Annotated in this window: 10 protein-coding genes; 9 read left to right on the forward strand and 1 reads right to left on the reverse strand. The window is 52.4% G+C overall.

Features of this window, described 5'->3' with window-relative positions; all coding sequences use genetic code 11:
- The first annotated feature begins 105 nt into the window (after positions 1-105).
- The 4 genes from ACAW75_RS03990 to ACAW75_RS04005 all read left to right on the forward strand — a co-directional run bounded on the left by ACAW75_RS03990 (position 106) and on the right by ACAW75_RS04005 (position 8,140).
- Positions 106-1,791, forward strand: coding sequence for a helix-turn-helix domain-containing protein (locus ACAW75_RS03990; protein WP_370727384.1), 1,686 nt, complete (start codon positions 106-108; stop codon positions 1,789-1,791).
- 254 nt (positions 1,792-2,045) lie between these two features.
- Entirely contained in the window at positions 2,046-5,105 is a 3,060-nt protein-coding gene (locus ACAW75_RS03995; protein WP_370727385.1) for a SusC/RagA family TonB-linked outer membrane protein, read from the forward strand.
- A gap of 15 nt (positions 5,106-5,120) precedes the next feature.
- Complete coding sequence (locus ACAW75_RS04000) at positions 5,121-6,695, forward strand: RagB/SusD family nutrient uptake outer membrane protein (protein WP_370727386.1); 1,575 nt, start codon at positions 5,121-5,123, stop codon at positions 6,693-6,695.
- A gap of 134 nt (positions 6,696-6,829) precedes the next feature.
- The gene (locus ACAW75_RS04005; RefSeq protein ID WP_370727387.1) at positions 6,830-8,140 is read left to right on the forward strand and encodes a SusE domain-containing protein; all 1,311 of its coding nucleotides are present in this window, start codon (positions 6,830-6,832) and stop codon (positions 8,138-8,140) included.
- 417 nt (positions 8,141-8,557) lie between these two features.
- Here ACAW75_RS04005 and ACAW75_RS04010 read toward each other — a convergent pair whose 3' ends face one another.
- The gene (locus tag ACAW75_RS04010) at positions 8,558-8,908 is read right to left on the reverse strand and encodes a DUF6252 domain-containing protein (protein WP_370727612.1); all 351 of its coding nucleotides are present in this window, start codon (positions 8,906-8,908) and stop codon (positions 8,558-8,560) included.
- 457 nt (positions 8,909-9,365) lie between these two features.
- On the opposite strand from ACAW75_RS04010, the gene ACAW75_RS04015 reads away from it, so the two are divergent.
- The 5 genes from ACAW75_RS04015 (at position 9,366) to ACAW75_RS04035 (ending at position 14,696) form a co-directional block, all read left to right on the forward strand.
- Positions 9,366-10,910, forward strand: a complete 1,545-nt coding sequence (locus tag ACAW75_RS04015) for an alpha-amylase family glycosyl hydrolase (protein ID WP_370727388.1) — start codon at positions 9,366-9,368, stop codon at positions 10,908-10,910.
- Between the two features lie 122 nt (positions 10,911-11,032).
- Positions 11,033-11,956 (forward strand): aspartate carbamoyltransferase catalytic subunit, encoded by a 924-nt coding sequence (locus tag ACAW75_RS04020; RefSeq protein WP_370727389.1) that lies wholly within the window; start codon positions 11,033-11,035, stop codon positions 11,954-11,956.
- Positions 11,957-11,998: 42 nt separating this feature from the next.
- Positions 11,999-12,748, forward strand: a complete 750-nt coding sequence (pgeF, locus tag ACAW75_RS04025) for a peptidoglycan editing factor PgeF (protein WP_370727390.1) — start codon at positions 11,999-12,001, stop codon at positions 12,746-12,748.
- Between the two features lie 103 nt (positions 12,749-12,851).
- The gene (locus ACAW75_RS04030) at positions 12,852-13,802 is read left to right on the forward strand and encodes a TssN family type VI secretion system protein (RefSeq protein WP_370727391.1); all 951 of its coding nucleotides are present in this window, start codon (positions 12,852-12,854) and stop codon (positions 13,800-13,802) included.
- 204 nt (positions 13,803-14,006) lie between these two features.
- Positions 14,007-14,696, forward strand: a complete 690-nt coding sequence (locus ACAW75_RS04035) for a superoxide dismutase (RefSeq protein ID WP_370727392.1) — start codon at positions 14,007-14,009, stop codon at positions 14,694-14,696.
- Positions 14,697-14,982: the final 286 nt, after the last annotated feature.

Raw genomic sequence — 14,982 nt, forward strand, 5'->3', positions numbered from 1 at the left:
ACCGTATAAGTGTTAGCAGCACGAGTCGTTGTCTTGTGGGCTTTCTACCTTAACAAGGTGACAGTCAAACGCTCCCTTTTACTCATATTCATCAGCAATCAACGAATGAAGACGATCTGGCTGCTTTTATGGCTGCTCCTTTCTCTGGTCAGTAGTCATTCAGCTCTTCAGGCGCAGCCACCATCAGCACCCACCACCTATCGGTTTGTCCTGACGGAGTTGCCTATCAATACGCCGCATGATGCGCAGCTCTTTTTATCCGGCAATTTCAACAAATGGAATTCAGCTCACCCCGACTACCAATTTCAACGCAAGCTGGATGGATCCTATCAGCTCACTATACAGACAGCGCTGCCCAGACTGGAGTTTAAAGTAACGCGTGGCACCTGGGAATCTGTTGAAGGGTTTGAGAATGGGAATGCCCGTCCCAACCACGTGCTTGCCCGTTCGGCCAGCAAAGCCCCCGTAGAAGTAGAGGTGGCGGTGCGTAGCTGGGAGGACTTGTCAGGTACGTTCCATTTTTATTCCATCTACGACTTACTAATGTTGTTTGCGGCTTTTCAGGGCCTGTTGCTCTTAATCGCCATTCCGAGCATCCAGAATTACAATAAATCGGCAAACCGATGGCTGGTGCTCCTGCTGGGATTCAGTTCACTGCTCATTTTTGTGAGAACTGTTGCGGCCTACCGTGAAGTGGCGCAGACCTACACAAAGTTGCTCTTGTTTCCCGAACTGATTCTGTTCCTGTATGCGCCCCTCTTTTACATCTATCTCCGAAAGCTGCTGTTCAACACCAGTCGGCCCGCGGCCGACTGGTGGCGGTATTTTGTCCCCTCACTGGTGCAGATTGTGGTGTACATGCCTTATCTGCTGAGCGAGAATAAACTATTACAGCTTAAGATCGTCAATCGGGATCCCTGGTTATCAGGGCTGTTTTTGGTGGCTGGCCTGATTGGTCTGCTCTACAATTTTTTCTACTGGCTCTTGTGCCGACGCGCCATCAAGACTTACCAGGAACAACACCAGATGAGCCTCTCCACAGAGCCCCAGGTGCAGTATTTAAATACCGTGTTAACTATCCAGGCTGTTTGTCTGGCGTTGTGGTGCTTTTTCTTCGGCCTGGTTGCCGTTGGGATGCTGACAAATACCGAGATTCTTCCCATTGCCCAGAAAAATGTTGACCTGATCTGGCTTACTTTCTCAAGCATCATTTACCTGTTAGGCTATTACGCTATTCACCAACCCGAACTGTTCAAACTTCCCGATACGGAGCGGGTCCCGCTGCTCGACGCGGAGCCGAGAGTAGTGTCGGAAAGCGACAGTCGGCCCGTCCCGATTCCCGATCGAACAGCACATGGGTCAACCGAACTCTTTTTTCCAACAGAAGAGCGACAAACCGGCCTGCCACCCGTGTCGGAACCAACACAGACGGTGCTGGCACTTCGCCAGCAGTTAGACAGTTACATGAAACGACAGAAACCATTCACCAACCCCAATCTGACCCTGGCCGAACTGGCGATTCGTTCAAGGATCCCGCCCCATGTCCTCTCTAAACTGCTTAATGAAGAGTATCAGAAGAATTTTTTTGACTTCATCAATCACCACCGGATCGAAGAATTAAAGCGTCGATTAAATGATCCCCGGTTTAGGTCCTACACCGTTTTAAGCATGGCTTTTGAAGTAGGGTTCAACTCTAAAACCGCCTTCAATCGTTCGTTCAAGAAGTTAACGAACCAGACACCCAGCGAATACCTTAGTTTACATCCTGGCCCCATTGAGCTAGTAGAATAACGTACTCGCTTCACGTAAAAAACAGTAAAAGCGGCGTACCATTTTTCAAAAATGGTACGCCGCTTTTACTGTTCAATATACTGATTATCAGTTATCTATATAAGTATTGTTAGCTTGTTTGGAAATATACGCTGCCTTGTAGAAACTGGAACGACAGATAGTGTCTCAATATATTATTTTTGCAAGATAAAGTTGTCTCCACAGCGTGTGGTTGGCTTCTTCTATGTTCATTTCAACAAATAATACGTTACCCCATGAAATACCTCTCTATCAGAAGGTTTTTCCAAACGGCAGCGGCGATCTCTTCCCGTTCGCTGAAGGCGTTTGTGGTGCTGATGCTACTAGTAGCTTTTCCGGCACTGGCACAGGACCAAACAATTACAGGAACCGTCACTGAAGTAGACGGCTCACCACTTCCCGGCGTAACTGTCGCGCTAAAGGGGACAACCAAAGGCGCCAATACTGATGCAACAGGTACGTTCCGTATTCAGGCACCAGCCACAGGTGTGCTGGTGTTCAGTTTCGTCGGCAAAACGCCCCAAGAGGTTACTATCGGTAATAAAACGACCGTCAATGTAACCCTTGTTGATGATTCCAAATCATTGCAGGAGGTAGTCGTGACGGGCTATGGAACGCAGCGCCGGAAAGATCTGACCGGTTCAATCGCGTCGATTTCATCCGATGAGTTTCAGCGAGGAAACATTGTTGCTCCAGAACAACTCATCGCCGGTAAGCTGGCGGGGGTGTCTATCACTCCGCCGAGCGGCCAGCCTGGCGGCGGCAGCACCATCCGTATCCGGGGTGGTTCGTCGCTGAACGCGAGTAATGACCCACTCGTTGTAATTGACAACGTACCTGTCGACAATCAGGGAATTTCGGGAGCCGCTAACCCGCTTAGCCTGATTAACCCCAACGATATTGAAACCTTTACAGTCCTGAAAGATGCCTCTGCGGCGGCCATCTACGGTGCCCGCGCAGCTAACGGCGTTATCCTGATCACCACGAAGAAGGGCGCTTCGGGTGCACCCAAGTTCACGTTCTCAACCCAACTGTCGCTATCACGGATTGCCAAAAAAGTGTCGGTCCTGAACGGCGATCAGTTTCGCTCGCTGATCAATGACGTAACACCGGCTACTGGCTTTACCACGCCCGAGCAGCGTACGCTTACCAGTGGGACTACGTACACCGACTGGCAGGATCAGATATATCAGATGGGCATTAGCAACGATAACAATCTGGCGGTGTCGGGATCGTATAGGAACATCCCCTACCGTGTTTCGTACGGCTACACTACCCAGAACGGTATTCTGAAAACCTCGAATTTCCAGCGCCACTCGGTAGCCCTGAACCTCTCTCCCAGGTTTTTGAACAATGACCTGCGTGTTGACGTCAGCGCCAAAGGATCGATCGTCTATAACCGCTTTGCCGATCAGGGAGCGATCGGGTCAGCCATCAGTTTTGATCCGACCAAGCCTGTCTACAGTGGAAACGACAACTATGGTGGCTTCTTCGAATGGCTGGACCCAACCACTGGACGGCCAAATGGCCAGGCAACGCGTAACCCACTGGGGTTACTGCTCGAAAAGCAGGACCGTAATCAGATCAACCGGTTGGTAGGGAACGTACAGCTCGACTACCGCATGCCGTTCCTGCGCGAACTGCGGGCCAACCTGAACGTGGGCCTGGACGTATCATCGACAGATGGCCGGGTGCAGGTGCCAGCCTACGCTGCATCAAGCTATGGACGCGGTCAGGGTCGTCCGGGCATTACGGGCGATTTTGCCACTACGGGTGGTGTTGACCGGATATATACCCAGACACGTAGCAATAAAACGCTGGAGTTCTACCTGAACTACACGAAAGACCTGAAGAGCATTCGGAGCCGCGTTGACGCAACGGGTGGTTATTCGTACCAGGACTTTATTCGCGATGAGCCCAGCTACGCGGATAACATCGCCAGCGGTGCGCAGTACAATCCGGCAGGTAATCCTTTCCGTACTCAGTACACCCTACTCGCCTTCTTTGGCCGTTTGAACTATACGTTTAACGACAAGTATGTGTTAACGGCTACCATCCGTCGTGATGGCACGTCACGGTTCAGCCCAAGCGCCCGTTGGGGCTGGTTCCCATCAGTAGGTGCTTCGTGGAGCATCAAGGATGAGAACTTCCTGCGGGATTCAAAAACGGTTTCAGCCCTTAAACTGCGGCTGGGTTACGGGGTAACTGGTCAGCAGGATTTGCCGGCTGGCGTGAGCAACTACCCCTATCTGCCAACGTACCTGATCTCTGACCCAACGGCGCAGTACCAGTTTGGCAACACATTTTATAACACCCTGCGGGCTGGCGGCTACGATGCCAACATCAAGTGGGAACAGACCGAATCCATCAACGCTGCCGTGGACTATGCCCTGTTTGATGGCCGCATCTCGGGTAGCATTGATTTCTACGATAAGAAGACAAAAGACCTGCTCGCCGTTATTCCCGTAGCGGCAGGCTCAAACCTGACCAACCAGATTCTGACCAACGTTGGTAATCTGCAAAACCGGGGCGTTGAATTTCTGATCAACACGACACCCATTCAGCGGGAAGGCTTAAAGCTCGACGTAGGCTTCAACTACACCTACAACGAGAACAAGATCACGAACCTGACCAAAGTGCCTACGCCAAACGATCCGGGCATTCTGGTTGGCAGCATTTCGGGCGGCACCGGCAACACCATCCAGATTCAGACGGTGGGGTACCCAACCAACACGTTCTACGTGAACCGGCAGATATACAACGCCAATGGCCAGCCCATCGAAGGCGTGTACCAGGATCTGAACAATGATGGCAGCATCACTGTCAACGACCGCTACCGGTACAAAACGGCTAATCCGGTTCAGCTCTTCGGGTTTACATCGAGCCTGGCCGTGGGTCATTTCAGCGCCAGCTTCGTCTTGCGCGGAACCGCCGGCAACTACGTATATAATAACGTGCGGGCCGGTAACGGTACCACGCAGAGTATGGTCAACTCACTGGGCTTCTTGTCTAACGCCTCAACGAACGTGCTCGACACCCGCTTCCGCGCGCAGCAGTTCTTCTCGGATTATTACGTTGAGAATGCCTCGTTCCTGCGCCTCGACAACCTGAACTTTGGCTATAACTTCGGTCAGGTGATGCGGAAACGGGCTACGCTTCGCCTGAACGCCACCTTCCAGAACCTGTTTGTGATCACCAAATACACGGGTCTCGATCCAGAGATTTCGGGCGGTATCGACAACAATTTTTACCCACGGCCACGGGTGGGTACACTGGGTCTAAATCTTGACTTCTAAACGACAAATCGAATCATGTTTAAATTAACGATAAAAGTGGGTATGCTGGCTGCTGCAATGGCAGTGGCCTCGTCGTGCACCAATGACCTCGACCGGGTACCCAAATACGAAGTAACATCAGCGTCGGTCTACGCTGACCCGGCCAACTACAAGTCGGTGCTGGCGCGTTTATATGCAACCCTGGCGGTGAGCGGCCAGCAAGGCCCAGCCGGTAAGCCCGACATTTCGGGTATCGATGAAGGCACATCGAATTACATGCGCTTGCTATGGAAACTTCAGGAGCTACCCACCGACGAGGCTAAGATCGCCTGGAACGACGCCACGATCCAGGATATCAACAAGATTACCTGGACGTCGAGCGATGGCTTCATTACGGCGATGTACAACCGTATTTTCTACCTGATCTCACTCTCGAACGAGTTCATTCGCGAAACGTCAGACGCGAAGCTGAGTGAACGCGGAATCAGCGGGCAGTCGGCTACTGATGCGAAGACGTACCGGGCAGAAGCCCGTTTCCTGCGGGCCATGGCGTATTTCCATGCTATCGACATGTTTGGTACGGTTCCATTCGTGACGGAAGCCGATGCACCGGGTTCATTCCTGCCTAAACAGGCGACCCGTCAGGAGTTGTTCACGTATGTTGAAAGTGAGCTGAAGGCTATTGAAACGGAACTGGCAGCGCCAGGTGCCGCTGAGTATGGCCGGGCCGACCGCGCCGCTGCGCAGGCTATTCTGGCCCGTTTGTACCTGAATGCACAGGTGTATACCGGTACCGCCCGGTATACTGATGCCATCACGTACGCGAAGAAGGTGATCGACTCGGGCGTTTACAAACTGGAACCAACGTACCTGAACCTGTTTACGGCCGACAATAACCTGTCGAAAGAGATCATCTTCCCGATCACCTTTGATGGCACACGTACCCAGACCTACGGTGGCATGACCTTCCTGGTACACGCCCAGGTGGGTGGCAGCATGAACGTGAGCAGTTACGGAGTCAATGGTGGCTGGGCTGGTATTCGTTCGACTCAGAAACTGGCCGACGTTTTCCCCGACGCCACGGCAGCAGCCGACAAACGCGGCGTGTTTTACACCGATGGTCAGCAACGCGACCTGAATGAGCTGGGTACGTTCACTGATGGCTATGCCATCTCCAAATACCGGAACGTAACCTCGACGGGTAAGGCCGGCTCTGACCAGAACTTCGTGGATACCGACTTCCCACTCATCCGGTTGGCCGATATGTACCTGACCTATGCCGAAGCTGTTCTGCGCGGCGGAACCGGAGGCGATCAGGCCACAGCGATCAGCTACGTGAACCTGCTGCGGACACGGGCCAAGGCAGCAACGGTAACGGCTATTAACCTCGACTTTATTCTGTCCGAACGGGCGCGTGAGCTGTATTGGGAAGGCTACCGCCGCACCGATCTGATCCGGTACGACCGGTTTACGACAGGTACGTATCTGTGGCCGTGGAAAGGCGGTGTGAAGGAAGGACGCGCCGTTGATGTCCGGTTCAATCTGTACCCGATTCCGGCAACAGACCTGGTCGCCAACCCAACGTTAAAGCAGAATAATTCAGGGTATTAAGAAAAAGAGTTTCAGGTGTCAGGTGTCAAGTTTCAAGTGGCGTTGCCAGTCAACCAACTCGTTGATCAGTAGCACCAGTTGAAACTTGACACCTGAAACTTGACACTTGACACTAAACAATCAACTCTATTGATATGAAATCGTTACTTAAAAGCTTCCTGGTTGTGGCGTCGGCCTTGCTGACACTGACAGCCTGCGAAAAAGAGCAGGAAAAGCTGCTACTCGATTTTTCGGCGGTACCGGTTGTCAGCGTTTCATCGCCAACGGTAGTACTAACCAAAGACAATGCCGATAAAGACGCGCTGACCATCAGCTGGCCCAAGCCCAATTACGGTTACGATGCGGCGGCCAACTACACCATTCTGATCGATAAGAAAGGGGGTGATTTCTCGAAAGCTGCTTCGTTTCCCGTTGGCACCAGCTTGACCAAAACATTTAAAGCATCGGAGCTGAACAGTCTGTTAATCGGTCTGGGACTGGTACCCGCTACCGCAGGCGATGTAGACGTCAAAGTGCAGTCGGCCCTGGGTGGCCGTACCGTGTTATCGTCAGCCCTAGCCAGCGTGAAGGCAACGCCTTACCTCGATCGGCTCGACCTGAGTTCGCCCTGGGGGCTGGTTGGCAGTGCCACCGCCAACGGATGGGACGGCCCAGACCAGCCATTCTACAAAACAGCTGACCCGAACGTATTTGTCGCTTATGTGACGCTGGTCGATGGTGAGATCAAAATTCGGAAGGATAACAAATGGGATACCAACTATGGTGGTTCGGGAGGCAAGCTGTCGCTGAATGGCGACAACATCAAGGTGACCGCAGGTACGTACAGCGTGACCTTCAATGCGTCAACGCTGGTCTACTCGGTTGACAAACTGACTTGGGGTGTTGTTGGCGATGCTACGGCTAATGGCTGGAATGGGCCAGATCAGAAGCTGACCTATGACCCGGCTACTGACCAGTGGTTTGCTATCGTCGCGCTGAAGGCGGGAGATATTAAAATTCGCCAGAATAATGATTGGGCTATCAACTACGGCGGCTCGGCAGGTAAACTGTCGGCGGGGGGCGACAACATCAAGGTTGCTGCTGCCGGAACGTACCTGATCGTAGCGGACCTGAAAGCGACTGGCCTGAAATACACGTTTACGCCCGTAAAAGCCTGGGGGCTCGTTGGCGACGCTACACCCAATGGCTGGGATGGCCCAGATCAGGCGTTCGCCCCAGATCTGACCAAAGACGGTCTCTGGAAACTCACCGGCGTTAAACTCAAAGTTGGTGACGTAAAAGTTCGTGCCGACAATAAGTGGGATACCAACTACGGCGATGATGGCGCCAACGGATCACTCGAACTGAACGGAGCGAATATCAAAATTGCCGCAGCCGGCACCTACGATATCGGCTTGGACTTCACCAACGCAAACGCACCTAAAATCACGATCACAAAGAAATAAGCAGTTTTTTGTGATCGTTCCCTCATCGAACTCGCCGGATTAAAAGCCCCGGCGAGTTTTTTGTACCCAATCAAATCCATAAGAAGCTGTTTAAGGAGCCGCACCGTCGCGTAGCGACCTAATGTCTGTAGCCAAAAGGCTTGGCTATAGGTATTTCCGTCGCGTAGCGACCTAACCACACGCTGAATGGTTAGGTCGCTGCGCGACGGTGTGGCTCCTTAAACAGCTTAATTTCCTGTAGACGTTAGGTCCGCCCCTGCCGCTACGCGACGAGCGGGCTAACTTAAAATTGCTGCTAAGATTTTAAAAACCGATTGTGTTGATCAGTCACGTGGCCAACAGCCTAAGCACGAGTAGAACGCCCCACCACCATGGTGGGTAAAAACAGTTATAAAATGAAAAGTTTAGGGAGGTTAATCAATAGGTAATATAGGGTGTATCAAAACGGCCATTCGTAATGTGAACCACTTTGCCAGTTGCACGCTGACGAGCGGTAAAGTCAAACGTGCCAGAAACAAAACTAGCGGTGTGTTTTGTAATTATTATTTTGCCATAAAATTGATATTCAGTCCAATATGCCTCATTAAACGACAAAGCTTTTTGCTCTCCATAAGAGGCGGTATTAGCACAAACTCGAGGCAGGTCGTCACATAAACTATCCAGTTTGTACGTACTTGGCTGTTCTGAATAGTTAGCGAGCGTTAACAATATGTATTGTCGCTTGTTGTCGTTTCCTCCTCCAATCAGAAGTGTACGCTCTTTAGCCAGATAGCGAGTTACACCACTTCAACTTTTCCAATCGGTTGCCACGGGCGTCCAACGCTGACCGTCAATGTAACAGCCAATTGTGTTTTCCCCTCCTGTGTAGCAGCAGGCAAATTCGAGTAAGGTTCCTCCTTACAGGAGAGGACGAACCCTACCATCAGCGTCAACGTACACTGTAAAAGCTTTTGAGCTAGGTACAGGTTGACTGGCAATTTTATTGTCGGAAATCGCATAATGAAAGTGGTCAAAAGCGTTAAATTGTTCATTCCAAAGCATTCTATTCTTATCCTATAGTATAAGGCTGGCAAAATATAAAGTCGAAGTCCGGTTAAAAAATGATTAATCTTTAATTATTAAACGGTTACATTGCAGTTGCCGCTTGGCGAGTTTTTTTGTATCCAATCAAACCTATAAGGTCTTCAAACCCTTAATAAGTTTAGCATCAATTACCGCTTACAACTTGACACCTGACGTATTACTCTCTACGCGTTCTGTCGGAAACCCAGGCGTGGGTTCCACCGGCGTACATTACGAACTTTTTGTACGGGCCTTTGCCGATAGTAACCACGATGGGATTGGCGACCTGAATGGCGTCACCCGGAAGCTGGATTACCTGCGCGATCTGGGCGTGTCGGCCATCTGGCTTATGCCGATCAATCCTTCGCCCACCTACCATAAATATGACATCACGGATTATTACGGAATCGACCCCGACTACGGAACGCTGGACGATTTTCGCCGCCTGATCGATGAGGCCCACCAGCGAGGAATCGCCGTACTGATGGATCTGGTCATTCACCACACCAGCATCCAGCATCACTGGTTTCAGGAAGCGGCGAAAGGGCCTGATAATCCGTATCGAAGCTTTTACAAGTGGATGCTGCCCGACGAAATCAAACGGCGCAACCTGGCCACCCGCGACATCACCGCCGATTCGGACGAACGCAGCCCCTGGCATTACGCGCCAGGCAGCAAGCAGCGAGACCAGCAAACGGAGAAATATTACGGGATGTTCTGGAGCGGTATGCCCGACCTCAATTTCGACCATCAGCCGCTGCGCGAAGAAATATATAAGATCGTCCGCTACTGGCTAACCGACGTTGGGGTAGACGGCTTCCGGCTCGATGCGGCGCGGCACCTGTATCGGGAGGCCGAAGAACCCAAGAATCATCAGTTCTGGGACGAGTTCGGGCAGGTGGTGCAGTCAGCAAAACCGGGCGCGTACCTGGTTGGCGAAGTATGGACCCGGCCCAATAAAGTAGCACCTTACTTCCGGGGGTTACAGGCCAATTTCAACTTCGACCTGGCTCTTGAATTGGAAGAGATCATCCGGCAGGGCGATGACGCCAACGACGTGATGGCCTTCCTGCAAGAAACGCAATCGGCCTACGGCGAAGTGAACGATCAGTTCATTGATGCCCTGATTCTGTCCAACCATGACCAGAACCGGATTGGTAGCCTGCTGAAAGGCGACATAAACAAGCTGAAGGTAGCCGCCAACCTGCTGCTAACCCTGCCCGGAAACCCATACCTGTATTACGGCGAGGAAATTGGCATGCTGGGGCTAAAACCCGACGAATCCATCCGTGAACCGTTCATCTGGAACATTGGCAAGAAAGACCCTGACCGCGCCCGCTGGATGCATGCCCGCTTTTCGACCAGCCGGACAGTCAAGCCCCTTGCTCAACAACAGACAGACCCCGATTCACTATTCAGCCACTACAAACGCCTGATCGCTTTCCGCAATGGTCATTCGATCCTGAACGATAACCGTAGTCGGTTACTGCTGAGCGGCATTCGTCAGAAAGGAATCGTTTCATTTGGCCGCCACAACGAACACGGCACCGTATGGGTGATTCAGAACCTAACCAAAGCCCCCATCGATGTTATGTTATCGGCCGCTGAAGAGCAGGCCAGGTACGTTCAGTTAGACACAGTTCCAGGTACGTTGTTAACCGACGGCATGCTGACTCTGCCCGGGTTTGGCCTGGTTGTGATTGGGTAACCGGGCAGCACCCTACCCCCTCAATAAACCAGTTACCCAATCTACCGCTTACCTCAATTACCTAGTTACGGATTATATTTGCCAAATCGTCGCCTACCGATCCGTCGGACCGTGCCCTCCCCATGCCGCAACTTAGTACGCGCCACCTGCTTGGCATCAAAGACCTGAACCAGACTGATATTCAGCTTATTCTGGAGACAGCAACCCAATTTAAAGACGTTATCAATCGGCCCATCAAGAAGGTGCCTTCGCTGAGAGACATCACGATTGCCAACGTCTTTTTCGAAAATTCGACCCGTACCCGCCTCTCCTTTGAACTGGCTGAAAAACGGTTATCGGCCGATGTCGTCAACTTTTCGGCGTCGGGTAGTTCCGTAAAAAAAGGCGAAACACTACTCGACACGGTCAATAATATTCTGGCCATGAAAGTCGACATGATCGTCATGCGGCACAGTAGCCCGGGCGCACCACATTACCTCTCGTCGCGCATTCCGGCCAACGTTGTCAACGCGGGCGATGGCACGCACGAGCACCCCACCCAGGCACTGCTCGACTCCTTTTCGATGCGCGAGAAGCTGGGCGATCTGGCCGGAAAACGCATCGCGATCATTGGCGACATTACCCATTCGCGGGTGGCCCTCTCGAATATATTCTGCCTGCAAAAACAGGGCGCCGAGGTGATGGTCTGCGGCCCAACCACGCTGATTCCCAAGTACATGACATCGCTGGGTGTGCGTGTCGGCCACAATGTACGTGAGGCGCTACAGTGGTGCGATGTGGCCAACGTGCTCCGCATTCAGTTAGAGCGGCAGCAGATCAAGTACTTTCCCAGCCTGCGTGAGTACAGCCTTTATTTCGGTATCAGCCGACAGATGCTCGACGAGTTGGACCGCCCCATTGTACTGATGCACCCCGGCCCGATCAACCGGGGCGTTGAGCTAACCTCCGATGCCGCTGATTCGCCTCATAGCATTATTCTGGACCAGGTCGAAAATGGGGTCGCTGTGCGCATGGCGGTGCTGTATCTTCTAGCCCAGGAGAAATAGACCAGCTGCCTGAAAACACGTATTGACGGCTACTTTTGCGGTATGGAAAATGCTTCATTCAGAACACCTTCCCTCTTCAGGCCGTTTGCTGAGTTGATTGCTGCCGAAAGCACACGGCACGGCGGCGTCAGCCGGTTGCCCTACAGCTCGCTGAACCTCGGTATCAACACCGACGATGACCCTGCCCACGTTGCTGAAAACCGCCGCCTGTGGCTGGCCAACTGGCAGTTGACCGAAGGAAATCTGGCCAGTTCGTACCAGGTTCACGGCACTGCCGTGCAGGTAGCAACAGCAGGCGGGCGAACCACGGGGTATGATGCGCTGATCACCAATGTACCTGGCCTCGCCGTGGGGGTGACCGTCGCCGACTGCACGCCTATTCTGGTTTTCGACACCCGTAATCGGGCCGTAGCGGCCATTCATGCGGGTTGGCGCGGAACGGTTGGCGGCATCGTGACCAATACACTGCTGGCCCTGCAAACAAACTACGGCACCCAACCCGCCGATTGCCTGGCCTACGTAGGTACGTGTATCGATGCCTGCTCGTTCGAGGTCGGACCAGCCGTTGCCAGCCAGTTCAATGCCAGCAGGGTGACTACCGGGTCAGAGACCGGAAAACAGCTGGTCGATCTGAAACAGGCTACTGCCGATCAGCTTCGCGCCTTCGGCTTAACAGATACCCAAATCGAGATTTCCCCCTACTCGACCGTCTTGCACAACGGTGATTATTTCTCGCACCGGCTCGAGGCGGGCCTTACTGGCCGTATGCTGGCTATAATTGGCTTACGGTGAGGTATCCGCTTTGTAAGATCAGCTACATTTTCTGCTTTTTATTCGCGTTATTGCCAACACGATACACACGCTATTCGACGTACGTACCTATTCCTTTTCCTCCATGTACACACCCAACTTTGGTAACGAAGCCCGTACACTGGTAACGGGGACCGTAAATCAGGCAAAAAGCCGTTTTATTCGTAAGCCCAGCGTACGGTCAACAATTTTATACACGCTGGCGGCGATGTTGGTATTTGGCCTGGTTGGTTTCCTGGCCCATGCCATCGTCATCAACGAATTCCTGCCTGCCACCAGTGACATCGGCCTCTGGACCTATGCCATCACGCTGGGCATCGTTTTCCTACTGGGCATGGTTCATGTAACGGTACTGCGCTCCATGTTCGGCTGGATCAAAGTAGACGATTACATGACAGGGACCATCATGACCCTATATATCGGCCTGGTGGGCAGCCTTACGCTCTTCGCGCTCACGTTCTCGCCAAAGCTATTTGAATCGCTCAATACCCAGGAGTTTCGCGGTAACGTGCGACCGCTGATTAGCACGATGCTGGCTTTTCCACTTCCCTATTTCATCACCTGGGCCTATGAGCTGTTCGAGCAGATTCCGCCCAAGATTTATAAAATCTGGAAATACAATCCGCTGATCCGCCTCCCCAACCTCACAGAGCGCGATCGAAACAATACAAAGGTGGTCACGTTTGTGCTCGACGTGAACTACAATGAGCCTAATCCTTACGATATGCGCTCGAAGATTCCTGATGTCATGCTCGTTGGCGATGGCTTCAAGCTGACCATCGACGAAGACAACCGGAAAAATCCAAACCGGATGATTCAGATCGCTAATCCCAGGGGCGAGTTCTACGAATGGTATTTTTATATCCGCCGGGCATGGTACCGGCCCTACCGGTTCGTAGACCCCTACAAAACTGTAGAAGAAAACCAGCTTCGCGATGGTGACCGCATCGTTTCACGTCGCCGGGCGCCAACACCGGGATCGGCACCCCGCCCCGGAGCCGCTGGGCTCAGCCGCCCTGGTATGCCCGTGCGCTAAGGGTATGGGCCGGATTTTGGCTGTCCGTTGAAAACATCGTTACTTGCCAGGGAGGGAGTGGCGCATACGGAAATCAGGTAATTGAGTAAATGGTCAGTAAGCAGTAGCCACCTTGCCCGCGGCAGAACTACCAATAGCCTTAGTTACTCAATTGTTCGGTTTCTTACTGTCCAATTACCCTTTTTGCACTAAAATCACGTCGACATGAATCGTTCTGAATTTTTGAAGTTAGCCTTCGGCGCGGCAGCCGGTCTTACGCTTGCCCAAACCCGTGTCATGGCCCTACAGCAGGCTGGCCCATTTACCCTGCCCGCACTTCCCTATGATGCAGCTGCCCTTGAGCCACACATCGACAAAATGACGATGGAGATCCACCACGGTAAGCACCATAAAGCCTACGTAGATAACCTGAATAAGGCCGTGGCAGGTACGGCAATGGCGAGCATGGATATTGATCAGCTAGTCCGTAGCATCGATGCCAAAACGCCGGCTGCGGTTCGGAACAACGGGGGTGGTCATTGGAATCACACGTTTTTCTGGAATATCTTATCGCCCAAAGGCGGAGGACAGCCCAAAGGAGCGCTGGCCGAAGCCATTAACAAGAAATACGGCTCATTCGACAAGTTCAAGGAAGAGTGGGGCAAAGCGGCAACCGGTCGGTTTGGGTCTGGCTGGGTGTGGCTGATCAAAGACGGCAACGGTGTCGATATTATTTCTACGCCAAATCAGGATAACCCGTTAATGAAACTGGCCGAAAAGCCAGGTACACCATTAATCGGCTTAGACGTTTGGGAGCATGCCTACTATCTGAAGTACCAGAACAAACGCCCGGATTATGTAGCTGCCGCCTGGAATCTATATGATTGGGATAAGGCCGCTAAAGCCTTCGCTTAACTAAACCGGCTCATTGCCTAAGCGCCAGCCAGGTACGTTTGCTTTGAGATTCAGCAAACGTACCTGGCTGGCGCTTAGTTGATTCCCCCCCCACAAGAAACCTGGGAGTGCCCCGTCTATTGAATGGCGTTCCCTCTTCAGTTGGCTCGATAGCCAGGTTATAGGCTATCCGGCCAACTCGCCGGGCGAGTAAACGATTGGATTAATCGTGTATAGCGATGCTACCTGTCTGAAAAGGCACGAAAGGCCTGAGGTAGCCACAGGTGAGTAAAGGAATCTGTTACTT

This window comes from Fibrella arboris (assembly GCF_041321095.1).
GTDB classification, from domain to species: domain Bacteria; phylum Bacteroidota; class Bacteroidia; order Cytophagales; family Spirosomataceae; genus Fibrella; species Fibrella arboris.